The organism is Chitinophaga sp. HK235, from assembly GCF_018255755.1.
GTDB lineage: Bacteria > Bacteroidota > Bacteroidia > Chitinophagales > Chitinophagaceae > Chitinophaga.
This window is the reverse complement of record NZ_CP073766.1, coordinates 4,080,553-4,106,771: the sequence shown is the minus strand read 5'-3', so window position 1 is coordinate 4,106,771 and position 26,219 is coordinate 4,080,553. Positions and strand designations below refer to the sequence as shown.

Below are 26,219 nucleotides of genomic sequence, written 5' to 3'. Positions count from 1 at the left end.
GCTTATTGTTTATTAAACCTGATAAAAAAAACGTCCCGGTGTATGCCGGGACGTTTTTTTTATGTAGAAAAGTTATTACTTCAGATTGTAGAAAACCTGCTGTACGTCGTCGTCCTGTTCCAGACGATCTACCAGTTCCAGTACTTCTTTGGCTTGTTCTTCGCTCAGTTCCACGGTGGTGGAAGGGATACGTTTCAGCTCGGAGTTAGTCACTTCCAGGCCTTTGTCTTCCAGTGCTTTGGCCATATTACCGAATTCGGTGAATGCCGCACGGATGATGATATTACCTTCGCTGTCTTCTCCGATTTCTTCCAGGCCGAAATCAATCAGTTCCAGTTCCAGTTCTTCGAGGTCCTGGCCGGTATTTTTTACCTTAAACTCACCCACACGGTTGAACAGGAAACCTACGGAACCACTGTTACCGAGGCTGCCACCACCTTTGGTAAAGTGCATACGCAGGTTCGCCACAGTACGGGTAGTATTGTCAGTAGCAGTATCGATGATTACAGCCACACCATGAGGGGCGTAACCTTCGTATACAACTTCTTCGTAATCAGTCTTGTCTTTACCTTGTGCACGCTTAATAGCTGCGTCCACACGGTCTTTAGGCATGTTTACGCTTTTGGCGTTGAGTATGCAACGACGGAGAGCAGGGTTGTTGTCCGGATCAGGGCCACTGGCTTTAACGGCAATGGCGATCTCTTTTCCGATTCTTGAAAATGCTTTTGCCATCTTGTCCCAACGGGCAAACATGGTTGACTTTCTTACTTCAAATATCCTTCCCATAATGGGTTATAAATTAATTATTTGTGAATGATAAACAATTGGAGGTATTTACCTCAAAAGGCTACTAAAGATGCAAATTTAGAGAACTTTCGGGGAAAATAGAGCCTCTTTATAACAGAAAACCGCCCGGGGCAAGCCTGGACGGTTTTCTGTTTATATTTTTTTTTACAGTTTTTGAGCAGCACCGGCAGCCTATTCGCCGCGTTGGCCGATCTTACTGTTTTTCTTGCTATAGGTGAAATAGATGATGAAACCCAGTCCCATCCAGATAGCCAGCCTTAACCAGGTATCCCAGGGCAGTGCAGCCATCATGATCACGCAAATGATAATGCCCATGATCGGAACGAAAGGCACCAGCGGAGTTTTGAATGGTCTTACCGCATCCGGCTGTTTTTTGCGCATGATGATAATACCGATACATACCAGTACAAAGGCAAAGAGGGTACCGATGCTCACCATTTCACCCACTACGTGCACAGGCACAAAAGCGGAGAACATGCTTACAAACACCATGAACAGCAGGTTGGATTTGTAAGGAGTACGGTATTTAGGATGTACCTGAGAGAATGTTTTAGGTAATAAACCATCCTGAGACATGGAGTAAAACACGCGGGACTGTCCCATCAGCATTACGAGGATTACGGAAGTGTAACCAGCGATGATAGCGAGGATGATAGCCTGTTGCAGCCAGCCGTATGGAGTTTTCGCAATAGCGATAGCTACCGGAGCAGCGCTGTCTTTAAATTCCTTGTAGTTGGCGAGGCCGGTCATCACGTGGGAGAACAGCACATATAAGACGGTACAGATGGCCAGAGAGCCCAGGATGCCGATCGGCATGTCTTTCTGAGGCTTTTTGGCTTCCTGTGCTGCGGTAGATACAGCATCAAAACCGATAAAAGCGAAGAACACCACAGCGGCGCCACGCAATACACCGGAAATGCCGAAGTGGCCAAAGCCTTCATTGGCAGGGATGTAAGGGTCGTAGTTAGCTGGGTTTACATGGCTCCAGCCCACTGCGATAAATACCAGTACCACCGTTACCTTTAGTGCTACGAGCAGGGCGTTTGTAAAGGCGGATTCTTTAGTACCGCGTATCAGCAGCATGGATAAGCATATCACAATGAAGATAGCAGGAAGGTTCAGCCAACCGTGTACAGTAGTACCGTCCACCATGGTGATGGTTTCAAAGGGAGAGGCTGTTAGCTGTGCTGGCAGATGGATATTAAAGTGGTGAAGGAATTTCACCAGATACTGTGACCAGCTGATAGCAACTGTAGCCGCGCCCAGTGCGTATTCCAGCACCAGGTCCCATCCGATGATCCAGGCCATAAATTCGCCCATAGTGGCGTAGGAGTACGTATAGGCACTACCTGCAATAGGGATCATGGAAGCAAATTCGGCATAGCATAAACCTGCAAAAGCGCAACCAATGGCGCCTATGAGGAAAGAGATCGTTACAGCCGGTCCTGAGTTGTTGGCTGCAGCCAGACCAGTGAGGGAAAACAGCCCCGCACCAATGATGGCGCCAATACCCAGTGCAATCAGGTTGGTAGCTGATAATGTCCGCTTTAATCCTTTCTCCGACTCGCTCGCTTCATTTAGAAGTTGGTTTAAAGATTTTGTTCTGGAAAATAAAAGACCCATACAAAAGAAAAGTTGTGGTTGATGTTTTTAAGGTAGTTTAGTTCTGTTGTGTTGTAAGTCGATCCGTCAAATATAACATCTAAAATCTATAACCCTTACTTTTATTTTGCCCGGAAAAGGCTTATTTGTAGCGGCAGAACCTTATTTTTGGGAAATTTTCCGGTTACAACAATTATTAAATTTTTTAAAAAAGAAAAATCCTGGCGTCGCATGAAGAAATCATCGAATCGGCTGACATTGTTCATTTTTATCGCCATGTTGGTTGGTATTGGTACTGGTTATGCTGTTTATTCCATTTATAGCGTTCCCGCTACTGACCTCTTAAAGAAAGGTGTGGTCCTTCCTGGTGGTGAAGGTGATACTCGTCAGATCTTTGCTGATCGGATTTCTATCCTCACAGATATTTTCCTGCGCCTGGTAAAAATGATCATTGCTCCCCTGGTATTCTCCACACTGGTGGTGGGCGTGGCTAAAATGGGCGATATCAAAGCCGTTGGCCGTATCGGTGGTAAAACTATGCTGTGGTTTATCAGTGCAACCTTTGTATCATTGTTTTTGGGTTTGATACTGGTAAATATTATGCAACCAGGCGTGTCGCTCAACCTTCCATTGCCTGATACGCATGCTGCTTCCGGCATTGCCAAGGCGGATATGTCACTCAAAGGATTTTTCCATCACGTGGTACCCGACAGTGTGATCGATGCGATGGCTAAAAATGAGATCCTGCAGATCGTGATATTCGCACTTTTCTTTGGTATTGCTGCTGCTGCTATCGGAGAAAAAGCGCAACCAGTGGTAAAACTGATGGACAGTGTAGCACATATTATGCTGAAAGTAACCGGTTTTGTGATGAACTTCGCTCCTTTTGCCGTATTCGGCGCTATGGCGGCCATTATCGCTACTAAAGGACTGGCAGTGTTAATGGTATATGGTAAGTTCATCATACAATTTTATGCAGGTCTTTTCAGTTTATGGATAGTACTGGCTTTTGTTGGATGGATTATTCTTGGTAAACGGGTATTCCGGTTACTGGGTGGCATTAAAGATCCGCTGTTGCTGGCTTTTGGTACTGCCAGCAGTGAAGCAGCCTATCCCCGCACCATGGCAGAACTGGAGCGGTTCGGTTGTGATAACCGTATTGTAAGTTTTGTATTACCCCTGGGCTATTCCTTTAACCTGGACGGTTCCATGATGTATATGACATTCGCCAGCCTGTTTATTGCACAGGCTTATGGTATGCACCTGGGTATCGAACAGCAGATTACGATGTTGCTGGTGCTGATGATCACCAGTAAAGGTATTGCCGGTGTACCCCGTGCTTCTTTGGTAGTGATTGCCGGTACCCTGTCTATGTTCCATATTCCGGAAGCGGGGCTGTTGTTGTTGCTGGGCGTGGATCACCTGCTGGATATGGGCCGTTCTGCTACTAACGTAATTGGTAATGCCATGGCCACTGCCGTGGTGTCTAAATGGGAGAATAAGCTGGGAGAAAGCGATGTTACGGATGTGTTAGTTAACAAATAGATAACAGTTTTATTCTTAATTTACGGATTCTGAAAGATTTATAAGCATGGACCAGATTTTAGAGTTTTTTAAACACCTCATTAATCCCTCGTGGATTATTGAACATGGTGGCCTGTACCTGTTACTGGCAATTATTTTTGCAGAAACCGGTTTATTTATTGGTTTTTTCCTTCCCGGCGATTCCCTGCTGTTTGTAGCAGGTATTTATAGTGAGGATCTCTGCCGGAGCTTTTACGATATGCCATTTTTTGTGGTGATGCTGCTGATTGCACTGGCTGGTGTGCTGGGTAACATGGTAGGCTTCTGGTTTGGTCAGAAATCCGGTCCGTTGTTATTTAAGAAAAAAGATACTTTCTTCTTTAAGAAAAAACACCTGCACCAGGCGCATGACTTCTTTGTGAAGTATGGCGGCGGCGCCATCTTCCTGGCCCGTTTCCTGCCCATTATCCGTACGTTTGCCCCTATCGTGGCCGGTATCGTGCAGATGGAAAAAAAGAAATTCATGTTGTTTAATATAATTGGTTCCTTCTCCTGGGTATTTTCCATGATGCTGGCAGGCCATTATCTTGACAAACTGTTCCCTACTCTTAAAAATCATCTGGAGCTGATCATTCTGGTGATTATTCTTGTTACCACACTACCGGTTATTATAAAGCTTGTCTCCGGTAAGGTCAAACATCCGATTGATCACGACCCCAACAAATCCGAAGTTACCAGTGCATCAGACACAACTTTATAAAATTTTTTAAAAAATGGGCTATAATTAGCCCATTTTTTTTATTTTGAGCGTTATTTATTTTATCAACCAAATATCAAATGAAAACTGATAGCCGCTCTGCCTCTATCTTTAATATAGCCGTCATTGTTGCTTCTCTGGGCTATTTTGTAGATATCTATGACCTTCTTCTTTTTACCATTGTCCGGGTGCCTAGTTTAAAGGAACTGGGATTACCACAAAATGAAATTGATGCCGGTGCCGGCCTGTTGCTGATCAATATCCAGATGCTGGGATTGTTGATCGGAGGGATTGTATGGGGCATCGTCGGCGATAAAAAGGGCCGTTTGAGCGTATTGTTCGGTTCCATCCTGATTTATTCCGTGGCCAATATTGCCAATGGTTTTGTGCATAGCATCAATGGTTATGTACTCTGGCGGTTTGTTGCTGGTTTTGGTCTGGCAGGGGAACTGGGTGCAGGTATTACCCTGGTATCTGAGATATTACCAAAAGAAAAACGAGGATATGGCACCATGATCGTGGCCACAGTAGGGGTTTCCGGCGCAGTGGCGGCCAACCTGATCGCCAAACTGGTAGGAGACTGGCGGATCTGTTATTTTATCGGTGGAGGTTTGGGCCTTTGTCTGCTGATTCTGCGGGTGAGTGTGATGGAATCGCATCTGTTCAATGAAGTACGTTCTTCAACTGCAGCCAGGGGTAGTTTTTTCGCGTTATTTACCAGCCGGCAGCGGTTTTTCAAATATCTGAAATGTATGTTGCTGGGTGCACCTACCTGGTTTGTGGTAGGTATCCTGATTGCTTTTTCCAACAAGTTTGCCAAGGAAATGAATGTCAACGGAGCTATCAATCCCGGTGATGCGGTGGCTTTCTGTTATGCAGGGCTGACACTGGGGGATTTTTCTTCCGGGTTGATTAGTCAGCTGTGGAGAAGCCGGCGTAAGGTAATGTTGTTGTTTCTGGTGTTTACTGGTATTATGGTGGCGGTTTATCTCAATATGTTCGGGGCGCAGACCTGGATGTTTTATACCGTATGTTTCCTGCTGGGCTTCAGTGTAGGGTTCTGGGCTATTTTTGTGACCATTGCGGCAGAGAGTTTTGGTACCAACCTGCGGGCTACGGTGGCCACCACGGTGCCTAACTTTGCGAGGGGCATGTTACCGCTGATCTCCCTGTTGTTTATACAGGTGCAGCATTATTTCACCTTTCTGCAGAGCGGGGCGATAGTAGCGGTAATTTGTATCGGTATTGCTATGGTTGCTGCCTGGAAAATAGAAGAGACTTTTGGAAAAGACCTGAATTATCTGGAAGAGATATAGGTTAATGGTAAGCTTCCAGCATTTTATCCAATAATTTGTTCAGCTGACCGATTTCTTTTTCATTCAGAGATTTGAAGGAATCGTTCAGCTGACTGAGTTCCGCATCGATGGTGCTGAGCAGTTCCAGGCCTTTGGCGGTAATTTTTACGTCTACAGCTCTTCTGTCGAGTTCGCAGCTCTTGCGTTCCACGAAGTCGGCTTTACGCAGTCTTTCCACGAGACGGGACACATCGCTCATTTTGTCGAGCATTCTTTCTTTCAGCAGGTTGATACTGGCGGCTTTGGGGTGTTGTCCGCGAAGGATGCGCAGTATGTTGTATTGTTGCATGGTGATGTCGTAACGTTTGAAAAACTGCTGATGGCGGGAGGTGATCCAGTTACCGACGAAGATGAGGCTTACAAGTCCCCGTTGATAATCATCTCCGAAATTTTTTTGTGTAATGAGTTTTTCAAGATTTGACATACGCTGTTGCTGAGAGTTAGCGAAAATGGGTGCCCGACTGATTAGAAGTATTTCATTTATACGATTTTATACGCAGGCTGATATCAAAATTACGAATCTTTTTTAACACAAATTAACATTGGAGGTTGTGAATGATGTTGGTATTTTTCCCGGTGGGTATAAACAGTGAGGGCTGACCGGAAGGTTTTGACAACCTTCTGATCAGCCCTGCAGGTAAGAAGTATATGCGATTATGCCGTAGCAGACTGCATTTTATCGAGCACGTCCATCACTTCTTTCACGTGTTGGGCGGAAGTGTTGAGCAGTGCTTTTTCTTCTTCATTAAGTTTCAGTTCCAGAATTTTTTCGATACCGTTTTTACCCAGGACTACAGGAACGCCGAGGTAGATATCTTTCAGGCCGTATTCGCCGGTGAGCCATGCACAAACCGGGAAGATACGTTTTTCATCTTTTACGATAGCTTCCACCATCTGGGCAGCTGCAGCTCCCGGAGCGTACCAGGCAGAGGTGCCGAGGAGGTTGACGATTTCGCCGCCGCCTACTTTGGTACGTTGAATGATGGCTTCCAGTTTGTCTGCCGCTACCAGTTCAGTAACAGGAATGCCGCTAACGGTGGTGTAGCGGGGGAGGGGGACCATAGTATCGCCGTGGCCGCCCATCAGGATGGCCTGGATATCTTTGGGGGAACAACCGATTTCTTCGGCCAGGAAAGCGCGGTAACGGGCGGTATCCAGGACACCGGCCATACCGAACACCTTGTTGCTGTTCTTTTTGGCAGTCAGGTACGCACAGTAGGTCATTACGTCAAGCGGGTTGCTGACAACAATGATAATTGCGTTGGGAGAGTGTTTGGTAATATTTTCAGTAACTGATTTAACGATATTGGCGTTGGTGGAAATCAGGTCGTCACGGCTCATGCCGGGTTTGCGGGGGAGGCCTGAGGTGATTACTACCACATCGCTGTTGGCCGTTTTGGTATAATCATTAGTGACCCCGGTAACCCTGGTGCTGTAATAATCGATGGGAGCTTGCTGCCATGTATCCAGCGCTTTTCCTTCAGCTGTTCCTTCCTTAATATCCAATAAAACCACTTCTTGTAGAAAATCTCTATGGGCCAGCACGTTGGCGCAGGTTGCGCCCACATTTCCTGCTCCTACTACTGTAACTTTCATTTTGTAGATAGCTTTAAAAGTGAAGAATGATTATGATAAACAAATGTAATGATTCGGGATCAGATAAACCTGGTATGGCCGTGCTTTGGCTGGTATTCCCTATTTCAGGTAATGAGCCAGGGAATCCAGTTTCACAGTGCCTTCAAAGCCCTTGATGAACTGTTGTTTTTTGCCATATAGATAAAGTCCGGGGAAGTAATGCAGGTCATAGAAATACATAATCTGGCGGGTAGGTTCGCTGGCCATAATAATATTGGGGTAATTCTTAATGTTATAATGGTCATAGTATTCCTTCATCTGTTCTACCTTAAAGGGCGTTATCATCAGGATCTGGGTACGTTTGAATTTGTCCAGGTTTTTCAGCATTTCTTCTGTTAGATGCTTGCAATGGTCGCAATCTACGCTAAAAACAAAAACCATTGTTTTTTCATTTTTGCGAAGGTCGTTTTTGGTGATGGTATGGCCATCTACCATGGTGAGGGGGAATGCCGGAATGACAGGATACTGCAGATAAGCAGGTTTGGAAGGGGCAGCATTTTGGGCCTTCAGGAACATTGGTAGACAACACAATACAAATAAAAACACATTACGCATATGCAAAAAATTTCTGTGATTTAAAATTCAATTTACCCCTTTAATGTCATTTATTGGAGAAAAAAGACGAAAATTGGGCTGGAAAGTCACTAATCTGCCTAATTTTAGGAATTAGTTGATCGTTCATATGCAAAAATTTCTACTTTTGCAATCCGTATAAATTTTTAACTTAAAATCAGTAACCTATTTATGGCTACCACCGCAGATATCAGAACAGGATTAATTATCAAGCTGGATAACAGTTTGTATTCTGTTGTAGAGTTTGGTCAAAACAAAACCGCCCGTGCTGCAGCGAAAGTTTGGGCTAAATTGAAAGGCGTTGATAATTCCCGTTCTATAGAACACACCTGGAACTCTGGTGATACCATTTTCCCGGTTCGTATTGAGAAAAAAGCATTTCAGTTTTTATATAAGGATGACACCGGCTACAATTTCATGGATAATGAAACTTTTGAGCAGATTGCTATGGCCGAGCAGACCATCGATGCACCTCAGTTCCTGAAAGAAGGTCAGGAAGTGGCGGTACAGATCAACACAGAAACTGAACAATACATGTCGGTAGAACTGCCTGATAAAATCGTGGTACTGGTAACTTACTCCGAGCCTGGTGTAAAAGGTGATACTGCTACCCGTACACTGAAACCTGCTACTGTAGAAACCGGTGCAACTGTAATGGTGCCCCTGTTTGTAGAAGAGGGCGAACTGATCCGTGTGAATACCAAGAATGGCGAATACATCGAAAGAGTAAAAGCGTAATTCGTTATTAGGTTGGATGGTCCGGATGTTTGAGTAAGCATTACTGTTTATGACGCGATATTCAGATGATCGTCCATGCAAATAATCCAATCTTCGCATATTCTATATAATTTATAAACCAAAAATTGTCTACATGGACTTTAAACAGATTCAGGAACTGGTAAAGATGATCAACAAATCCAATATCAGTGAACTGAGCATTGAGCAGGACAAGTTCAAGATTACAATAAAACAGAAAGACAACGAAGTACAACAGGTAATCACTGTTCCTGCGGCCGCAGCGCCCATCCAAACGGTAGCAGCTGTAGCTCCGGCAGCCGCACCAGTACCTGCAGCAGGCACACCAGCCGCTGCTGCGCCAACTGCACCTAAAGCAGATAACCTGATCACTATCAAATCTCCAATGATCGGTACTTTCTACCGCTCCGCCGGTCCAGATAAACCTCCTTTTATCAATGTTGGTGACGATGTAACTGCTGGTAAAGTAGTTTGCATCATCGAAGCGATGAAATTATTCAACGAAATTGAAAGTGAAGTGAGTGGTAAGATCGTTAAAGTACTTGTTGACGATGCTTCTCCGGTAGAATATGATCAACCTTTGTTTTTAGTAGAACCGTAATAACAGCCATTAGCTTTTAGCAGTTAGCCTTTAGCCTCTGACAGTATTTTATGTTGGGTTAAAGGCTAACTACTAAAGACTAATGGCTGAATGCTACTTGCTATTATATCAACTTATAAGGAAAACAATGTTTAAAAAAATATTGATTGCCAACCGTGGTGAGATCGCCCTTCGGATTATCCGTACCTGTAAGGAAATGGGTATCAAAACGGTTGCAGTTTATTCTACTGCAGATAAAGACAGCCTGCATGTGAAGTTTGCGGATGAAGCGGTGTGTATTGGCAAGCCACAGAGCAGCGAATCTTACCTGAATATCCCTCACCTCATGGCAGCCGCCGAGATCACCAATGCCGACGCAATCCACCCCGGATATGGCTTCCTGGCTGAAAATGCCCGTTTTGCCGAAATCTGCGGAGAGCATGGTATCAAGTTCATCGGCCCCACTCCGGAAATGATCCGTAAAATGGGCGACAAGATGACGGCGAAAGAAACCATGATTGCAGCCGGTGTACCGGTAATCCCCGGTTCCGAGGGCCTGCTCCAGAGCGTGGAAGAAGCCCAAACCCTTGCAAAAAAAATGGGCTTACCCGTAATCCTGAAAGCTACTGCCGGTGGTGGTGGTAAAGGTATGCGCGTGGTATGGAATGAGAATGAGCTGGAGAATGCCTACAATATGGCTAAAAATGAAGCCCGCGCCGCTTTCAACAACGACGGTATCTACATGGAGAAATTCGTGGAAGAGCCCCGTCACATTGAAATCCAGGTTGCAGGTGATCAATATGGCAAAGTATGCCACCTGTCTGAAAGAGACTGCTCTATCCAGCGCCGTCACCAGAAACTGGTAGAAGAATCCCCTTCTCCTTTCATGACTCCCGAGCTGCGTGAGAAAATGGGCGAAGCTGCTATCAAAGCAGCCAGCGCTATCAACTACGAAAGCGTTGGTACCATTGAGTTCCTGGTGGATAAACACCGTAACTTCTACTTCATGGAAATGAACACCCGTATTCAGGTAGAACACGGGGTGACAGAAGAGGTGATCAACTTCGACCTGGTTAAGGAACAGATTAAGATCGCAGCCGGTATTCCTATCTCCGGAAAGAACTATACGCCTCAGATGCATGCCATCGAGTGCCGTATCAATGCGGAAGATCCTTACAACGATTTCCGTCCTTCTCCGGGTAAGATCACTACCCTGCATATCCCGGGCGGCCACGGTGTACGCGTGGACTCCCACATTTATGCCGGTTATGTGATTCCTCCGTATTACGATTCCATGGTAGCTAAAATCATCACGATGGCACAAACCCGTGAAGAGGCTATCAATACTATGGAGCGCGCACTGAGCGAATTCGTGATCGAAGGTGTTAAAACTACCATTCCTTTCCATCAGCAGCTGATGAGGGACGAGAACTTCCGTAAAGGTAACTTTACGACCAAGTTCACCGAAACCTTTAAGCTGGTATAACACTGACGGATATACGTTAATAAAAAAGTCCTCCCAACCGGGGGGACTTTTTTTGTTTTAATAGTGCTTGTTTTAGTATTGATAGTGAAGCTCCGCCTGCCGGATCTGATTATAGAAAATCTGGTGTTCCTGGCCATGAGAAGGGGGACCTATTTTAACAGGTAGTCCGAAGTTGTTGTAGGTGGTGGCTTTGAAAGGGTTGTTTCTACTGTAGTCTCCGTCAATAAACTGCCAGATGGGATGTAGCTGGTGGAAATTGATATTGTTGTCGTATTCGAAGTATTCGTCTGAAGCGGTGACGCAGTTGGCATTACAGAAGGGAGGGAATTCCTCGTCTGTCCGATGGACTTTATACAAGTTACCGTCAGCATTGTAGTAAAAGTCTCTGGTGGTCTTCACTGCTGGTTGGTGGTGGTGTAGTTGGATGGCTATTTCCTTGTTGATTCTGTTTTTATAGTCATAGGTGTAGTGGTGTATCCAGATGGTATCACCTGTTTTTATAATGGGTTCGCCTTCGGGGTTGTACCTCCCAAAAACGAAACCAGTGTCTCTGATGATACGGCCGGCATTGTCGTAAACAAATTTTCGGGCAAATTCATATATGTAATATGGCGAATCATAGGCGCCTATGATCACTGCAAGGCGGTTGTGTTTATCATACCGGAACAACTGATTGGGAGACCCGGTGGAGACAAAACTTCGTAGGATGGCAGTAGGGTTGCCTAAGGCATTGTATGTAAAGCGCAGGGTATCAGGGTAGTAGGGCATCAATCCGGTTATTTTGGAAAGTTTTACGGGCGGCAGACAAGGGCCTGACGGGTAGGGTTTCTGACATCTGGTCAGGGATAAGAGCGCGAGCAGACTGCAGCAGAACAGGATAAATGAAGTTTTTTTCATGTGGGATAAATTTGGGAGTTAGTGAAAAGAAGTACAGGCCGGGGTATCCGGGTATCAGGGATAAGTGGGTGGGGCGGTTAAGAGGGGTAAACGAAATTAACAAAGGTGACTGCAAAAGCAAAGCCCCGGATAAAAATCCGGGGCTAATCATACACCAAAACAATCTTACGGTTTTATCGCAAGAAAAGCAGTTCTCTGTATTTAGGCAGCGCCCATTTTTTGTCGTCCACCAGGAACTCCAGTTTATCGGAGTGGTAGCGGATAACATCAAAGTACGGCTTAATCTTTTCGCAGTAGTCGATCGCTTTCTGACGGCTGTCGGTCAGTTTGTTAGTGACCTTACGTTGCTCGATCATGGCCTGAACATTTTCACTGATTACGTTGATATGTTCAGATATTTTAGCGGCGATTTGTGTTTGTGCTTTGTAGGAGGCATCTCCCAGGCCTATTTCTTTCAGTCCGCGGATGTTGCTGATCAGTTCATTGAGGTAGCTGATAGCGGAAGGCAGAATGGTGTTAGTGGCCAGGTCGCCGATTACACGGGCTTCGATTTGCACTTTCTTCACGTAGTCTTCCAGCAGGATCTCGTGGCGGGCGTGTAATTCTTTTTCTGTATAAACGCCGGTTTCGGTATACAGCTGAGCGGCTTTTGGAGTAACCATCGCATCCAGCGCTTTAGGCGTGGTTTTGATGTTCTGTAAGCCTCTTTTTTCAGCTTCTTTTTCCCATTCGTCGCTGTATCCGTCGCCTTCGAACAGAATTTTTTCCGAATCTACAATATATTTCCGAAGAGTTTGCATGATGGCAATCTCTTTTTTCTCACCTTTTTCGATCAGGCCGTCCACTTCCACTTTAAAGTCGGTCAGGGTTTTAGCCACGATGGTGTTCAGCACGGTCATTGCGGAGGCGCAGTTGGCAGTAGAACCTACGGCACGGAACTCAAACTTGTTGCCGGTGAAAGCAAAAGGAGAGGTACGGTTACGGTCGGTGTTGTCCAGCATCAGCTCAGGAATGTGGCGGTGCAGGTCGAGTTTGAGGATGGCTTCATCCTGTTCGTCGAATTTGTTGCTTACGCGGGATTTTACTTCCTGCAGTACTTCGTAGAGGTATTTACCGGAGAATACGGAGATGATGGCAGGAGGAGCTTCGTTGGCACCCAGACGGAAGTCGTTGCTGGCGGAAGCGATCGCAGCTCTCAGCAGGTCGGCGTAGTCGTGTACGGCTTTGATGGTGTTCACGAAGAACGTGAGGAACATCAGGTTGGTTTTCGGTGTTTTACCGGGAGCCAGCAGGTTTACACCAGTGTCGGTGGCCATGCTCCAGTTGTTGTGTTTACCGGAACCGTTGATGCCTGCGAACGGTTTTTCGTGCAGCAGTACTTTCAGTTTGTGGCGTTTGGCCACTTTATTCATGATGTCCATCAGCAGGGAGTTGTGGTCCACTGCGATGTTTACTTCTTCAAATATAGGAGCGCATTCGAACTGGGAAGGAGCTACTTCGTTGTGGCGTGTTCTTAAAGGAATACCCAGTTTGTAGGATTCTTCTTCGAAATCGCGCATGTAAGCGTATATACGCTCAGGGATAGAACCGAAGTAGTGGTCTTCCAGCTGCTGGCCTTTGGAAGGTGCGTGACCTACCACGGTACGGCCGGTCATGAGCAGGTCAGGACGGGCGTTAGCCAGGTTTTCATCTACCAGGAAGTATTCCTGTTCCCAACCGAGGGTAGGGGTTACTTTGGTAATATTTTTATCGAAATAGTTGCATACGTCTACTGCGGCTTTGTCGATAGCGGCCAGTGCTTTCAGCAGCGGAGCTTTATAGTCCAGTGATTCGCCGGTGTAGGAAACAAATATAGTAGGGATGCAGAGGGTTTTACCATAACCCTGTTCCAGAATAAACGCAGGGGAGGAAGGGTCCCAGGCTGTGTAGCCGCGGGCTTCGAAGGTGGCTCTTAAACCGCCGTTAGGGAAGCTGGAGGCGTCAGGCTCCTGTTGTACCAGGGCGTCGCCGTCAAAAGTTTCCAGGGCAGTGCCATCACCTTTGAGGGTGAAAAAGGAGTCATGCTTTTCAGCAGTGGTGCCGGTTAATGGCTGAAACCAGTGAGTGTAGTGGGTTACACCTTTTTTCATGGCCCAGGCTTTCATGCCGGAAGCGATTTGCTCCGCCATTTTGCGTTCCAGCTTGGTGCCATTTTTAATTGAGTTCATCAGGCTTTTGTAAGCCTCGTCACTCAGATATTCCCTTACAATTCTTCCGGCAAAAACATTGCTGCCGAATACTTCGGTGATTTTACCGTTGTGTTCGGGAAGTTTGGTGTCTACGCCAGCTAATCCTTCCAGCGCGGTGAAACGTAACGATTGCATGCTGTAATTAATTTTACACAAAAGAACACATATGCCGTTGTAAATGCAAATTATTTGTTCACTTTAACCAAAAAATTACATTTCAGGGGTTAAAAAGAGAGTTTTTTTAACAAATGAATAAAAAAAAGAGCTCGCTATGATCTGAAACTGATAAATTAAAAAATTTATAATATGATTTGGGGCTGCGGAAAATTACATCTCCTTTTTATCCCTGGATTTTTAGAGCAGCAATAGCCCGTCCAGGACCGTTTTTCGATGCCCAATACTACCAGCGATTGTCTGAACCAAATCAACCTGACCTCCTCTATGAGGTTAAATGAACTGTACCGCGACTCTTGTACCCAGTTTCTTTGGCATTTGCCGTAAAATCTTGTAGGTTTGCATCTTCTTTTTAATTACTCGTTTTTTATACTAAACTACATGCAAACCACCGTAGAAATTGCTGAACAGCTGGGCCTTACTGCTGACGAGTTTGAACGAATTGTATCTGTCTTGGGGCGTACGCCCAATTTTACCGAACTGAGCATGTACTCCGTAATGTGGAGTGAACACTGCTCTTACAAAAACTCTATCGTGTGGCTGAAATCACTACCTCGTGAAGGCGACCGCCTGCTCGTAAAAGCTGGTGAAGAAAACGCCGGCCTGGTAGATATCGGCGATGGATACGCGGTTGTGTTTAAAATAGAATCCCATAACCACCCCTCTGCCATCGAACCGTTCCAGGGCGCTGCTACCGGGGTTGGTGGTATTCACCGCGACATCTTCACTATGGGTGCACGTCCTATCGCGGCACTCAACTCCCTGCGCTTCGGTAATATCAATGATAAAAAAACACAGCACCTGGTGAAAGGTATCGTACACGGTATCGGACACTATGGTAACTGCTTCGGCGTTCCTACTGTGGGTGGTGAAACCTATTTCGAAGACTGCTATGGTACCAACCCGCTGGTAAACGCCATGAGCGTGGGTATCGTAAAAGTAGGCCAGACCGTTTCCGCTACCTCACATGGTGAAGGCAACCCGGTTTTCATCGTAGGTTCTGCAACCGGTAAAGACGGTATCGGTGGTGCTTCCTTCGCTTCCGCCAACATCACGGAAGACAGCGCGGAAGACCTGCCGGCAGTACAGGTAGGAGACCCCTTCCAGGAAAAGAAACTGCTGGAAGCCTGCCTCGAAGTCATCAAAACCAATGCTATCGTAGGTATGCAGGATATGGGCGCTGCCGGTATCACCTGCTCTACTGCCGAAATGAGCGCCAAAGGCGAACACGGTATGCACATCTGGCTGGATAAAGTACCTACCCGCCAGGAAAATATGAAAGGATGGGAAATGCTGCTGAGCGAAAGCCAGGAACGCATGCTCATCGTGGTGAAAAAAGGTCAGGAAAAACCAGTACTCGATATCTTCGAAAAATGGGACCTGCACTGCGTTCAGATCGGTGAAGTAACGAAAGATACCAACCTGAAATTTTATATGAACGGTGAACTGGAAGCTGACGTTCCTGCTGAAAGCCTCGTGCTCGGCGGCGGCGCTCCCCAATATCACCGCGCTTATACCGAACCAACTTATTTCCAGAAAATCAAAGCATTCGATATCCAGAACATCCCGGATACCGACCACGCTAAATTTGTAGCCGAAAGAATCATCGCGCTGCCTAACATTGCTTCCAAACGCTGGATCTACAACCAGTACGACAGCATGGTAGGTACTGCCAACGCTACTACCAACGCTCCTAGTGATGCACCGGTAGTACTGATCAAAGGCTCCAAAAAAGCACTGGCGATGACCACCGACTGTAACAGCCGCTACGTTTTTGCTGACCCGCACAAAGGTGGCCAGATCGCTGTGGCAGAAGCTGCCCGCAACATAGTTTGCTCCGGCGGTGAACCAGTAGCCATCACCAACTGCCTCAACTTCGGTAACCCTTACGATCCGGAAGTATACTACCAGTTCGTACACGCTGTTCAGGGTATGGGCGAAGCCTGCCGCAAGTTCAATACTCCTGTTACCGGCGGTAACGTGAGCTTCTACAACCAGTCTCCTGATGGTCCGGTATATCCTACTCCAACCATCGGTATGGTGGGTATCCTCGACAGCATCGACCAGCGCATCACGCTCGACTTTAAACAAGCCGGCGACCTGGTGTACCTGATCGGCCGCAGCCGCAACGATATCAGCAGCTCTGAATATCTGCACAAAATCATCGGTATCGAATATAGCCCTGCTCCACACTTCAACCTGGAAGAAGAGCACCTGCTGCAACAGGCTATCACCAAACTGAACAAAGCAGGACTGATCCAGTCTGCACACGATGTCAGCGAAGGTGGTCTGTTCATCACCATGATGGAAAGTGCTATGTCTAAAGGCCTGGGCTTTGAACTGCATCTCAATGGCAAATTCCGTAAAGATGCCTACCTGTTCGGTGAAAGCCAGAGCCGTGTAGTCGTAACCGTTAAACCGGAAGACAAAGAGAAATTCGAAGCACTGATGCATGGTCTGATAGACGCTACCGACGTTTCCGTACGCTACGAAAAAGTAGGTGTGGTAACCGGAGATCACGTGAAAGTAGACAACGAAGACTGGGGTAAAGTAAACGACTGGAAGAAAATCTATGATACTTCCATCGAAGAACACCTGAAATAGTTTTTCGTCAACGTATAAAAAAGCGAAGACCGGCATTTGCCGGTCTTCGCTTTTTTATATGGATGATAGGTTTGATCAGAACGCATAACGGAAGCCCAGGTTAAATCTCGCACCGCTGCCTTTGATATAGGAATCTGTTCTTACCCTGGCTTGTGACATCACCGGGTAATAATCCGCATTCAGCAGGTTGTCAACTCCCAGCCGTATAGAGGCTGCTTTGTTGAAACGGTAGCCGGTATACAGGTTCACCAGATAAAAGTCGCTCACCGGTCCACTACCCAGATCATAATCTTTGGTGGCCGGATTGAGGTCGAAGCGCTTGCGTACGCCGGAATAGATATAGTACACGCCCAGGTCCCACTGTTTCAAAGGAGAATAGTTCACATTCACAGTCATCTTATCCGGGGTGATGCGGGTGGTAGGCAGCCATGTTTTAACACCGTTTACTTCCTTTTTACCTTCTACGTGAGTATAGGCGGCGCTGGCAGAAAGGTTGGGCAGTATCTGATAACCGGCTGTCAGTTCAAAACCCTCTACCCTTTCAGGGGCACGCTCCGGAACGGCTACGCCATTCACGTCTTTCAGGCTGGTACCCAGGTTGGAGGTGCTGATAAAATAAGAACCGGAAGCATTGAATCGGCCGATATTGCTGTTAAAACCGGCTTCGTAGTTATTGGTGATAATGGCTTTGGTTTCGATGGTGCTAATGCTGGTGGCTCCATTGCTCACGGCCTTGGCCAGTCGCAGCGTACGACCCAGATCATACAGGGAGAAGCTCTGGGAATAGCTGACAAAAGGATTGAAGGCGGGGAAACGGGTATAACGCAGACCGGTATTGAATACCAGCGCCTCATAAGGTAGGTTGCCACCTTTTACCAACACACCGCCGGCATAGTTACCGAACTTGATGGTAGTATAGTCAGGAATATCGAGACGGATGTTTTCATAGCGTACACCGGCTTTTACCAGAAAGTCCTTGAACAGATAAGTCTTCAGCTGTGCATAAGGCGCCAGATTTTTCATGTTCATTTCCGGTACAAAAGGCCGGCCGTCGGTTAATGGCTGGGCTGTTTTATCGTTGAGGATATCTACACCCCAGGTAACATCACCATGCAGATTGGGATGGAAATTAAACGGAGTATTGAGATTTATGCGAGCACCCATTTTTTTGGAAGTGATGGCGGAGTTGCCAGGTGGTGCATAAAAATCGGAATATTCGAATACTGTATAAAAGTCCTGGTAGTACAGGTTTACGTTGAGCGAGGTATTACCGATCAGGTTTTTGCTGGTATAGTTCAACCAGGCGTTGTGGTTGTAGGGCGTACCCTGTTTATCGCCGGGATTGGTGCCCACTACACCAATAATGGGACTTTGTCCGAATTTTCCACCGGAATCCACGTAGGTGCTGTTCTGCATGGTACGGTAGTAGTTGTACATTATTTCCAGCCGGTTGTTGGCGTTGAAATCGTAGCCCAGTTTAGCGAAGAGGTTAACGTTTTCATTCTGGCTGAGTGACTGGAAAGGAGCGATCACCTGACCTTTGGCGTCTTTGTTGACCCCGGTTTGTTCATAGGTGCCGCTGACTACATAGTCAAAACGGTTGATTTTACCAGAGAACTGCTGAGTCACGCGGGCGCCCAGACTGTTGGCTGCATGCGTGAGGGAGCCATTGGTGCTGATATCGGTGCTGCCGCTGAAACGTTTTTCGGAATTGGCTTTGATGGTGATGAAATTGATGATGCCACCATCAGCACCATTACCATAGATAGCGGTAGAACCTTTGATGACTTCCACTCTTTCGATCACAGACACATCAATGCTGCGCATGTCTTTGTCGCCATTGCGCAGGGGCGTGGATTGCGGAACACCATCGATCATGATCAGCATACCACGGCCGCGGAGGGTCTGTCCTTTGTTGGTGGAGGTGTTGGTGCCTAATGTGAGGCCCGGCACATTCATACTGAGGAGCTGATTAATGTCTGTGGTGATGGCACTTTGTTCACGCAGCTGTTTGCCGCTGATGATGGTGATAGAGGAGGGTACTGTGCCCAGTGTTTCCTTGTTGCGGCTGGCGGTGACTACCACCTCATTTAATCCTACATCGGAAGATTTGATAGTGAGAGCCAGGGTAGTAACGCTGTCGGAGATGGCAACAGGTTGTTCCAGCGTGGTATAACCTACACCGGTAGCGATGAGGGTATACTGACCGGGTTTTATATTGTTGATGGTAAAGGAACCGTCAGGTCCCGAAAGAGCATGTTTCTGAGTGCCGGAAAGGTAGACGCGCAACATGGGCACTGCTGTTTGTGCGGTGTCGCGGATGGTGCCGGTAAGTTTTTGTGCATTTGTCTGTAAAGTAATCAGTAGTGTCAGAATGCCCAGGTATTGTTTCATTTTCAATGCTGATGTTTTTTAATAATGTATTTCCGGCGGTACCATATCAGGATACCGGATATGGAAAGGATGCCGGGTGTCAAGCCTAACAGGGAATAGAGGATTTTAATGGGGATGCCGCCGTAGTTGCCGAAATGGAGTGGGGCCATGGCGGCGTTGAATTTGTCTCCAAAGGGGGCCTGGCTGAAATTGACAGTTTTTTTCACGTTGCCGTTAAGATCGAAGTGTACGGAGGAGCTATAGCGGCCCCATATGGCGGCTTCGTGGGCATGGCCGAGGATACGTACCGGATCGCCGGCCTTTTTGGGCGGACGGATACCCATTGCTTCAAAGCCTGGTATCTGATCAGCGGCTTTGGTCAGCAGTGCTTCGTAATGGATGGGTATGGGGGCTCCGGTGTATGGATTAGCGGTATTTTTCCGGTTGTCCAGTACTTTGAGTTCCATCATAAAACCGGTAAAGGCGATCAGGAGGTTGAACAGGAGGGCCCAGACACCCACAATGCGGTGGAGGTTGCGCCAGCGCCGGGTACGGCTGTTCCATTCCGGTTTTACGCGGAATGTGAGCACTTTAAATACTGATTTGCGGTATACCCAGCAGCCAGTGAGCAGGGAGATAAATAGCAGAATACCGGTCAATAGCATGATTTGGGCGCCTGTTTTACCACTGAGCAGAGAGAAGTGCAGGTAAACCAGAAAGCCTGAAAAATAGCCGGTATTGGTATGTTGATGGATAACCTCTCCGGTATATGGGTTGAGGAAGAGGTATACTTTGAAGTCGGGGCCGTATTCTGCCCTTACAATGGCAGGTTCTTCCGGTGTTTGTGGCAGCCGTGAGAAAAAGAGATAGGGTGTTCCGCCGCGGAGGGATTTGCCGGCATTGTCCAGCAGTTCAAACAGTGGTTTCCGCTGTGGGCCGGGAGTAAGGTGCCAGGTGTCATGGTGCAGGGCTTCATCTGTTTCTTCGCTGAAGACGAGCAGACTACCGGTGATGCTTACAAATAACAACATCAGGCCTGCGATGAGACCGGTGACGCGGTGTATGCTAAAAAGCTTTTGATGCCAGTACTGTTTCAATTTCCTTATTAGTTTAACCTGCTGCCGGAGAAAATTTCAGGGATGGGCACGAAAGTGCTATATCCTCCTGGTTGATAGAATCGGTAAAATATCTGTTGTACCGGCTATTTGCTGCAGTGGCGCAAAGTTACTGCTGTACAGCGAGAAGCGTTTACGCAATGAGGAAAATTAATGATCGGAGTGGGAAAAAGGTAGTATATCAGGTGATTAGCTGATTTATTGTTGCAGTACAATACTTTAACAAGCTATTAACAAAATACCACAATCGTGTTATATGATACTGAGAAATCTAATCTATTTTTGGAATGTATCAATGATACAATATCTGAATCTGAAAAAAGAAACCTATATAAGATACTTGGAATCACTTGGTTATTCCAAATTCTATGAAGACCATATACTCTACCATGTCCTGATGAAAATTTAGTGAAATTTTACACCTAGTGAAAGAACGATTTGAGTAGGGCTGAGGAAACTCAGCCCTTTTGTATTTTGAGATTTTTTGATTTGAGAATTTTCAAATTTGATGGATTTATAAAATTGAAAGTGCCCTTCTTACAGTTGAAGAAGGGCACTTTTTTATTGATAAATCTCTAAATCTCTAAATCACCAAATTCCTAAATCCCAAATTATACCATTGGGATTTCAGCCACCTGGTAAACTTTCTCATCAAGCTTGGCTTTTGTTTCGCTGAAAGCTTTCAGGGTCAGTTCTATATCTTCGTCTGTGTGAGCAGCAGTTGGGATGAGGCGGTAGATGATCTGTCCTTTAGGAATAACGGGATATACCACGATAGAGCAGAAGATGTTGTAGTTTTCGCGGAGGTCGAGGCACATAGCGGTCGCTTCCGGAATATCGCCCTGCAGGTAGATCGGCGTAACGGGGGAGTTGGTTCTGCCGATATTGAATCCGCGGTTTTTCAGGCCGTTCTGCAGTTTATTCACATTTTCCCACAGTTTCGCTTTCATTGCCGGATGTTTACGCATCAGCTCTACTCTTTTCAGATGGCCGATAACGATAGGCAGTGGAATGGATTTAGCGAAGATCTGAGAGCGCATGTTATAGCGCAGATAGTTGATGATAGCTTTTTCGCCGCTGATGAAAGCGCCGATGGAAGCACCGGATTTAGCGAAGGTATTGAACAGGAGGTCAATTTTGTCCTGTACGCCTTGTTCTTCGCCGGTACCGGCACCGGTTTTACCCATGGTACCGAAGCCGTGGGCATCGTCTACCAGCAGGCGGAATTCATATTTATCCTTTAAAGCAGCGATTTCTTTCAGTTTACCCTGATCACCGGCCATACCGAAAACGCCTTCAGTCACTACGAGAATACCACCACCCTGAGCATTGGCCAGGTCGGTTGCACGTCTGAGTTGTTTTTCACAGTCTTCGATATCATTGTGTTTAAACACATAACGTTTACCGGGGTGCAGACGCAAACCATCCAGGATACTGGCGTGGCATTCTGCATCGTATACAATAACGTCCCTGCGTCCGCAAATGGCATCGATGGCACTCATAATGCCCTGGTAGCCGTAGTTCAGCAAGGTGGTATCTTCTTTGCCCATGTAGTCGGAAAGCTCTCTTTCCAGCTGCTCGTGATAGGTAGTGTTACCGCTCATCATGCGGGCGCCCATCGGAGAAGCCAGGCCGAAATCGGCGGCGGCCTTCGCATCTGTAGCCCTTACTTCCGGATGATTCGCCAGCCCCAGGTAGTTGTTGAGGCTCCAAACTATTTTTTCATTGCCCCGGAATTTCATACGGGGGCCTATTTCACCTTCCAGTTTAGGAAATGCGAAATAGCCATGGGCTCTGTCTGAATGCTCCCCAATGGGACCCATGTGTTTCAGCAGTTTCTCGAAAATATCCATACGCTATATTATGTAATAGTTAAATGCTCGCTTAAAAAGAGGCCACAAAGGTATTAAAATATTGCTTTTTGTAAAGTTCGTTTACATTTGCCATCGTCATTTTATACTTCTTGTTACCGGCCTCCACCGGACAAATTTACACTTATCTTATAAAAAGTAATAATATCTAATGAAAAGGACCACCCTTCTTTCCCTGGCGCTGTTTATGACTGCACCGGCTGTTTGGGCACAGAAAGCCACTTCTCCCAAACCCTTCAATCATCAGGCGTCAGCCCAAAATACCAAAACAACAAACAACAAACCAAAACTAGTAGTCGGCGTAGTAGTAGACCAGATGCGCTGGGATTATCTCTATCGTTATGGCAGCAGATATACTGCCGGAGGCTTTAAAAGACTGCTGCAGGACGGATTTTCATGCGAAAACACCCTGATCAACTATACACCTACCATCACCGCCTGCGGCCATACCTGTGTGTATACCGGTTCCGTACCTGCTATTCATGGTATCATCGGCAACACCTGGTACAGCAATGAAATTGGCCGTACCATGTACTGCGCGGAAGATACGACTATGAACACCGTAGGCAGTACCTCCGCCGCCGGTAAAATGAGCCCGCGCAATATGCTGGTGACCACCATTGGTGATGAATTGCGTCTGTCCAACCATTTCCAGAGCAAGGTAGTAGGCGTGGCCATCAAAGACCGTGGTGCCATCCTGCCTGCCGGCCATAGCGCCAATGCCGCCTTCTGGTACGATGGCAGCACCGGCAACTGGGTTACCAGCACCTACTATATGAACGAACTGCCAACATGGGCACAACAATACAACCAGCAGAAATGGCCCCAGCAATATCTGGCCAAACCCTGGACCACGCTGTACCCTGCTGCTACCTACACCCTCAGCACGGAAGATGAAAAACCGTATGAAGGGAAATATAAAAACAGCACTACCGGTACTTCTTTCCCGCATGACCTGAGTGCTGCTGCCAACAGCTCCATTGCTGCTTCCCCTTTCGGCAACACAATGACGCTGGAGTTCGCTAAAAAAGCCATGGAAGCCTATAACATGGGCAAAGGAGAGGTGACCGATTTCCTCGCTGTCAGCCTGTCTTCCACCGACTATGTAGGACATCAGTTCGGGCCTAACTCCATCGAAGCAGAAGATACCTATCTGCGCCTGGACCAGGATCTGGGAGCCTTCTTCCAGTACCTCGATGCCAAAGTAGGCAAAGGCCAGTACCTGTTTTTCATCACCGCCGACCATGGTGTAGCCCACGTGCCTGGATTCCTGCAGGAAAACAAACTGCCTGGCGGTACCTGGGATGACCGTGCTGCTATGAAAGACCTGAATGAAAAAGTAGCTGCCAGATTCGGAGTAAAAGACGCGATCAAAGCAGTGGATAATTACCAGTTCTGGCTCAATGAAGACGCTATCGCTGCTTCCGGTAAGAACCGTAACGATATTCAGCAGTTTATCATTGCAGAGCTGTTGAAATCACCAGCGATTGCCAAGGCTTTCCCGATCAAAGACCTGATGGTGACCGTATTGCCGGAGCCTATCCGCACTATGATGAGCAACGGTTATAATACCAAACGTAGCGGCGACATCCAGGTGGTGTTGACTCCTGCATACATCGATGGCGGTAAAACCGGAACCACACACGGTTTATGGTATCCTTATGATGCGCATATTCCGCTGGTATGGATGGGCTGGGGTGTTAATCCCGGCAAAACCAACCGTACCGTGGGCATGACAGATATTGCTCCTACACTGGCGGCGATGTTGCATATACAGATGCCAAGCGGCAACGTGGGCCAGGTAATTCATGAGATTACTCATTAAAAGTTTATTCCTTATATTGCCTTAGGATATTGCGCATGGCAGCTATATCAGCGGCCATGCGCAATGCATAATTTTACTGTTATGAAATTTTTCCTGCTGCAATATGAAGTAGCTTTCCGGATAGCCACCATCACCCTCAATCGGCCGGACAAGCGGAATGCGCTCAATGGAGCGATGGTGGCGGAGCTGAGGCAGGCCTTTGCTGCTGCCGCAGCAGATGAAGATGTAAAAGTAATCGTATTAAAGGGGAATGGTGAGGCCTTTTGTGCCGGAGCTGACCTGGATTACCTGCAGCAATTGCAGCAGAATACCTATGAAGAAAACCTGGCGGACTCCAAAGAGCTGATGCGGCTTTTTCAGGAGATCTACCAGCTCGATAAAATTGTAATTGCACAGGTGGAAGGTCATGCAGTGGCGGGTGGTTGTGGTCTTGTAACGGTTTGTGACCTGAGTTATGTGGTACCGGAGGCAATGCTGGGTTATACCGAGGTGAAGATTGGTTTTGTACCAGCGCTGGTGGCAGTGTTTCTGGTACGGAAGATAGGAGAGGGCAGAGCCCGGGAACTACTGCTGACGGGAAGGCTGGTAACAGCTGAAAAAGCAGCCCGCGATGGTCTGATTACGACCGTAGTACCTGCTGCTGAAATAGCGGAACATGTGGCCAAAGTGGCCACCAGCCTATGTAATGAAGCCTCCGGCAATTCTTTGAAAGTGACAAAAAAATTGATTGGCACGGTGTTGGACTTACCTATGAAAAACGGACTGGAGCATGCAGCCGAACTGAATGCAGCCACCCGAGGACATGAAGACTGTAAACGTGGGATAGCTGCGTTTCTGAATAAAGAAAAGCTAGTATGGTAGCCTGTTTTACCAGTACCGATCAACAACTAACCAACACACCACACACTATGTCATACCGGTTGTTTTTAACTTTTTTCCTTTTATGGCTGACCAGCCCTATACTGGCGCAGCGAACTATTTCTGACGCGAAAATCATTTACAAGATGGACCTGCCGCCTGAGCAGCTGCAAACAGATGCCATGCTGGAGGGAAGTACCCTGACCCAGTACATGCGTGGGCAGCTCAGCAGGATAGACATGGATTTTAATATCGTTAAGTATACCTACCTGATCAATAGTAAAGACGAAACGCTGACCACGCTGATCGACCAGCATGGTACGAAGTATATGATCCGGGCCAAAAAAGATCAATACGAGAAGGAGCTGAAACAATACGAGAACGTTCAGTTTAAAGACCAGCCTGAAACGCGGCAGATTGTGGGTTATACCTGCAGGAAGGCTATTGGTACCCTGCCGGACGGTAATACCTTTGAGGTTTATTACACACCGGATCTGGTGCCGGAAAACAGGTATTATAACCGCCGTTTTGTGAATCTGAAGGGTATACCTTTGGAGTTTGAAATACTGACGAAAACGGGCTCTAAAATGCGTGTAATCGCTACAAAGGTGGAGCTGTTCCCTATCCCTGCTTCTTATTTTGATGTTCCCAAGACAGGTTATAAAGTAGTGAGTGCGGAGGAGTTGAAAAACATGTAATCTGCGCCACTAAAAAGGCCTATCAAGAAGTTGTTAAACTTTTTGATAGGCCCATATTTGTATTAGAAGAAACGTTAAAGTCAACCTTTCTTAAGCGGCAGGATAATCTGCAGTTTCTGAAAGTTCATATTACCAGGTTGCTGTGGTGGTTGTACAGTGTATGGCACTACATAGGTCATATTACCTTTGGTGTAGGTCATAACCGACTGGAAATTTATCACATTGGTATTGGTAAATTTGAAATTGGAGTTGATGCTGCCTGTAAATCTGTAACCGGCGTCCAGGGCCAGGTTTGTTTTGGGCATAGCAGTATTCAACACAAAATGGATGTTGTCGGTTTTCTTCGCCTTTTCTTTTTCATTATCTGAAGGCAAAAAGCTATTATTTGCCCATGCACTGATAGCGAACAGCGCCATAGCGCTCGCCAGGAGGCAAGACAATGAAAAGGTCTTCGATATGTGGATATTCTTTTTCATTGTAACACAAATATACAAACTTTTC

The 26,219-nt window shown here is 46.7% G+C and carries 21 protein-coding genes; 10 read left to right on the top strand and 11 right to left on the bottom strand.

Annotated features, from left to right (window positions below):
• Window positions 1-75: 75 nt before the first annotated feature.
• Window positions 76-786 (bottom strand): YebC/PmpR family DNA-binding transcriptional regulator, encoded by a 711-nt coding sequence (locus KD145_RS14850; protein ID WP_212006627.1) that lies wholly within the window; start codon window positions 784-786, stop codon window positions 76-78.
• Between the two features lie 192 nt (window positions 787-978).
• Window positions 979-2,430 (bottom strand): amino acid permease, encoded by a 1,452-nt coding sequence (locus KD145_RS14845; protein WP_212006626.1) that lies wholly within the window; start codon window positions 2,428-2,430, stop codon window positions 979-981.
• 210 nt (window positions 2,431-2,640) lie between these two features.
• Here KD145_RS14845 and KD145_RS14840 point away from each other — a divergent pair, with 210 nt between their 5' ends.
• From KD145_RS14840 to KD145_RS14830, 3 genes are all read left to right on the top strand, one after another.
• Window positions 2,641-3,954, top strand: a complete 1,314-nt coding sequence (locus KD145_RS14840) for a dicarboxylate/amino acid:cation symporter (RefSeq protein WP_212006625.1) — start codon at window positions 2,641-2,643, stop codon at window positions 3,952-3,954.
• Between the two features lie 46 nt (window positions 3,955-4,000).
• On the top strand, window positions 4,001-4,693 hold the full coding sequence (locus tag KD145_RS14835; RefSeq protein WP_212006624.1) for a DedA family protein: 693 nt from the start codon (window positions 4,001-4,003) through the stop codon (window positions 4,691-4,693).
• Window positions 4,694-4,770: 77 nt separating this feature from the next.
• On the top strand, window positions 4,771-6,006 hold the full coding sequence (locus KD145_RS14830; RefSeq protein ID WP_212006623.1) for an MFS transporter: 1,236 nt from the start codon (window positions 4,771-4,773) through the stop codon (window positions 6,004-6,006).
• 1 nt (window position 6,007) lies between these two features.
• On the opposite strand, the gene KD145_RS14825 is transcribed toward KD145_RS14830, so the two are convergent.
• From KD145_RS14825 to KD145_RS14815, 3 genes are all read right to left on the bottom strand, one after another.
• Window positions 6,008-6,469 carry a MarR family winged helix-turn-helix transcriptional regulator gene (locus KD145_RS14825; protein ID WP_212006622.1) on the bottom strand — a complete coding sequence of 154 codons (462 nt, stop codon included), beginning with the start codon at window positions 6,467-6,469 and terminating at the stop codon, window positions 6,008-6,010.
• Between the two features lie 230 nt (window positions 6,470-6,699).
• On the bottom strand, window positions 6,700-7,641 hold the full coding sequence (gene mdh / locus KD145_RS14820) for a malate dehydrogenase (RefSeq protein WP_212006621.1): 942 nt from the start codon (window positions 7,639-7,641) through the stop codon (window positions 6,700-6,702).
• Window positions 7,642-7,740: 99 nt separating this feature from the next.
• Window positions 7,741-8,235, bottom strand: coding sequence for a peroxiredoxin (locus tag KD145_RS14815; RefSeq protein ID WP_212006620.1), 495 nt, complete (start codon window positions 8,233-8,235; stop codon window positions 7,741-7,743).
• A gap of 189 nt (window positions 8,236-8,424) precedes the next feature.
• Here KD145_RS14815 and efp point away from each other — a divergent pair, with 189 nt between their 5' ends.
• From efp to accC, 3 genes are all read left to right on the top strand, one after another.
• Complete coding sequence (gene efp, locus KD145_RS14810) at window positions 8,425-8,991, top strand: elongation factor P (RefSeq protein ID WP_212006619.1); 567 nt, start codon at window positions 8,425-8,427, stop codon at window positions 8,989-8,991.
• Between the two features lie 133 nt (window positions 8,992-9,124).
• On the top strand, window positions 9,125-9,610 hold the full coding sequence (gene accB / locus KD145_RS14805; protein ID WP_212006618.1) for an acetyl-CoA carboxylase biotin carboxyl carrier protein: 486 nt from the start codon (window positions 9,125-9,127) through the stop codon (window positions 9,608-9,610).
• A gap of 127 nt (window positions 9,611-9,737) precedes the next feature.
• Window positions 9,738-11,075, top strand: a complete 1,338-nt coding sequence (gene accC, locus KD145_RS14800; protein WP_212006617.1) for an acetyl-CoA carboxylase biotin carboxylase subunit — start codon at window positions 9,738-9,740, stop codon at window positions 11,073-11,075.
• Between the two features lie 72 nt (window positions 11,076-11,147).
• Here accC and KD145_RS14795 read toward each other — a convergent pair whose 3' ends face one another.
• Together KD145_RS14795 and KD145_RS14790 are read right to left on the bottom strand one after the other, a co-directional pair.
• Window positions 11,148-11,972: a hypothetical protein gene (locus KD145_RS14795; protein ID WP_212006616.1), complete on the bottom strand. Its 825-nt coding sequence runs from the start codon at window positions 11,970-11,972 to the stop codon at window positions 11,148-11,150.
• A 173-nt stretch (window positions 11,973-12,145) separates the two neighbouring features.
• Window positions 12,146-14,335 (bottom strand): glutamine synthetase III, encoded by a 2,190-nt coding sequence (locus tag KD145_RS14790; protein WP_212006615.1) that lies wholly within the window; start codon window positions 14,333-14,335, stop codon window positions 12,146-12,148.
• A gap of 420 nt (window positions 14,336-14,755) precedes the next feature.
• Between KD145_RS14790 and purL the strand changes: the two genes are divergently transcribed.
• Entirely contained in the window at window positions 14,756-16,978 is a 2,223-nt protein-coding gene (gene purL, locus KD145_RS14785; RefSeq protein ID WP_212006614.1) for a phosphoribosylformylglycinamidine synthase subunit PurL, read from the top strand.
• A gap of 75 nt (window positions 16,979-17,053) precedes the next feature.
• Here purL and KD145_RS14780 read toward each other — a convergent pair whose 3' ends face one another.
• From KD145_RS14780 to KD145_RS14770, 3 genes are all read right to left on the bottom strand, one after another.
• Entirely contained in the window at window positions 17,054-19,372 is a 2,319-nt protein-coding gene (locus tag KD145_RS14780; RefSeq protein WP_249219847.1) for a TonB-dependent receptor, read from the bottom strand.
• Between the two features lie 2 nt (window positions 19,373-19,374).
• A complete protein-coding gene (locus KD145_RS14775; protein WP_212006612.1) occupies window positions 19,375-20,448 on the bottom strand; it encodes a PepSY domain-containing protein in 1,074 nt (357 codons plus the stop codon).
• 629 nt (window positions 20,449-21,077) lie between these two features.
• Complete coding sequence (locus tag KD145_RS14770; RefSeq protein WP_212006611.1) at window positions 21,078-22,319, bottom strand: pyridoxal phosphate-dependent aminotransferase family protein; 1,242 nt, start codon at window positions 22,317-22,319, stop codon at window positions 21,078-21,080.
• A gap of 169 nt (window positions 22,320-22,488) precedes the next feature.
• Between KD145_RS14770 and pafA the strand changes: the two genes are divergently transcribed.
• The 3 genes from pafA to KD145_RS14755 all read left to right on the top strand — a co-directional run bounded on the left by pafA (window position 22,489) and on the right by KD145_RS14755 (window position 25,718).
• Window positions 22,489-24,162, top strand: coding sequence for an alkaline phosphatase PafA (gene pafA, locus KD145_RS14765; RefSeq protein ID WP_212006610.1), 1,674 nt, complete (start codon window positions 22,489-22,491; stop codon window positions 24,160-24,162).
• An 81-nt stretch (window positions 24,163-24,243) separates the two neighbouring features.
• Complete coding sequence (locus KD145_RS14760) at window positions 24,244-25,023, top strand: enoyl-CoA hydratase/isomerase family protein (protein WP_212006609.1); 780 nt, start codon at window positions 24,244-24,246, stop codon at window positions 25,021-25,023.
• Entirely contained in the window at window positions 25,017-25,718 is a 702-nt protein-coding gene (locus tag KD145_RS14755) for a hypothetical protein (protein WP_212006608.1), read from the top strand. The genes KD145_RS14760 and KD145_RS14755 overlap by 7 nt, the downstream gene beginning before the upstream one ends.
• 80 nt (window positions 25,719-25,798) lie before the next feature.
• On the opposite strand, the gene KD145_RS14750 is transcribed toward KD145_RS14755, so the two are convergent.
• Window positions 25,799-26,194: a hypothetical protein gene (locus KD145_RS14750; RefSeq protein ID WP_212006607.1), complete on the bottom strand. Its 396-nt coding sequence runs from the start codon at window positions 26,192-26,194 to the stop codon at window positions 25,799-25,801.
• Window positions 26,195-26,219: the final 25 nt, after the last annotated feature.

Excerpts from the sequence above, each read along its gene's own strand:
- KD145_RS14825 (WP_212006622.1), bottom strand. The coding sequence starts at position 6,469 with ATGTCAAATCTTGAAAAACTCATTACACAAAAAAATTTCGGAGATGAT.
- KD145_RS14770 (WP_212006611.1), bottom strand. The coding sequence starts at position 22,319 with ATGGATATTTTCGAGAAACTGCTGAAACACATGGGTCCCATTGGGGAG.
- KD145_RS14835 (WP_212006624.1), top strand. The coding sequence starts at position 4,001 with ATGGACCAGATTTTAGAGTTTTTTAAACACCTCATTAATCCCTCGTGG.
- KD145_RS14750 (WP_212006607.1), bottom strand. The coding sequence starts at position 26,194 with ATGAAAAAGAATATCCACATATCGAAGACCTTTTCATTGTCTTGCCTC.
- KD145_RS14755 (WP_212006608.1), top strand. The coding sequence starts at position 25,017 with ATGGTAGCCTGTTTTACCAGTACCGATCAACAACTAACCAACACACCA.
- KD145_RS14790 (WP_212006615.1), bottom strand. The coding sequence starts at position 14,335 with ATGCAATCGTTACGTTTCACCGCGCTGGAAGGATTAGCTGGCGTAGAC.
- KD145_RS14815 (WP_212006620.1), bottom strand. The coding sequence starts at position 8,235 with ATGCGTAATGTGTTTTTATTTGTATTGTGTTGTCTACCAATGTTCCTG.
- KD145_RS14760 (WP_212006609.1), top strand. The coding sequence starts at position 24,244 with ATGAAATTTTTCCTGCTGCAATATGAAGTAGCTTTCCGGATAGCCACC.
- KD145_RS14845 (WP_212006626.1), bottom strand. The coding sequence starts at position 2,430 with ATGGGTCTTTTATTTTCCAGAACAAAATCTTTAAACCAACTTCTAAAT.
- KD145_RS14780 (WP_249219847.1), bottom strand. The coding sequence starts at position 19,372 with ATGAAACAATACCTGGGCATTCTGACACTACTGATTACTTTACAGACA.
- accC (WP_212006617.1), top strand. The coding sequence starts at position 9,738 with ATGTTTAAAAAAATATTGATTGCCAACCGTGGTGAGATCGCCCTTCGG.
- purL (WP_212006614.1), top strand. The coding sequence starts at position 14,756 with ATGCAAACCACCGTAGAAATTGCTGAACAGCTGGGCCTTACTGCTGAC.
- pafA (WP_212006610.1), top strand. The coding sequence starts at position 22,489 with ATGAAAAGGACCACCCTTCTTTCCCTGGCGCTGTTTATGACTGCACCG.
- accB (WP_212006618.1), top strand. The coding sequence starts at position 9,125 with ATGGACTTTAAACAGATTCAGGAACTGGTAAAGATGATCAACAAATCC.
- KD145_RS14850 (WP_212006627.1), bottom strand. The coding sequence starts at position 786 with ATGGGAAGGATATTTGAAGTAAGAAAGTCAACCATGTTTGCCCGTTGG.
- KD145_RS14840 (WP_212006625.1), top strand. The coding sequence starts at position 2,641 with ATGAAGAAATCATCGAATCGGCTGACATTGTTCATTTTTATCGCCATG.
- KD145_RS14830 (WP_212006623.1), top strand. The coding sequence starts at position 4,771 with ATGAAAACTGATAGCCGCTCTGCCTCTATCTTTAATATAGCCGTCATT.
- efp (WP_212006619.1), top strand. The coding sequence starts at position 8,425 with ATGGCTACCACCGCAGATATCAGAACAGGATTAATTATCAAGCTGGAT.
- mdh (WP_212006621.1), bottom strand. The coding sequence starts at position 7,641 with ATGAAAGTTACAGTAGTAGGAGCAGGAAATGTGGGCGCAACCTGCGCC.
- KD145_RS14795 (WP_212006616.1), bottom strand. The coding sequence starts at position 11,972 with ATGAAAAAAACTTCATTTATCCTGTTCTGCTGCAGTCTGCTCGCGCTC.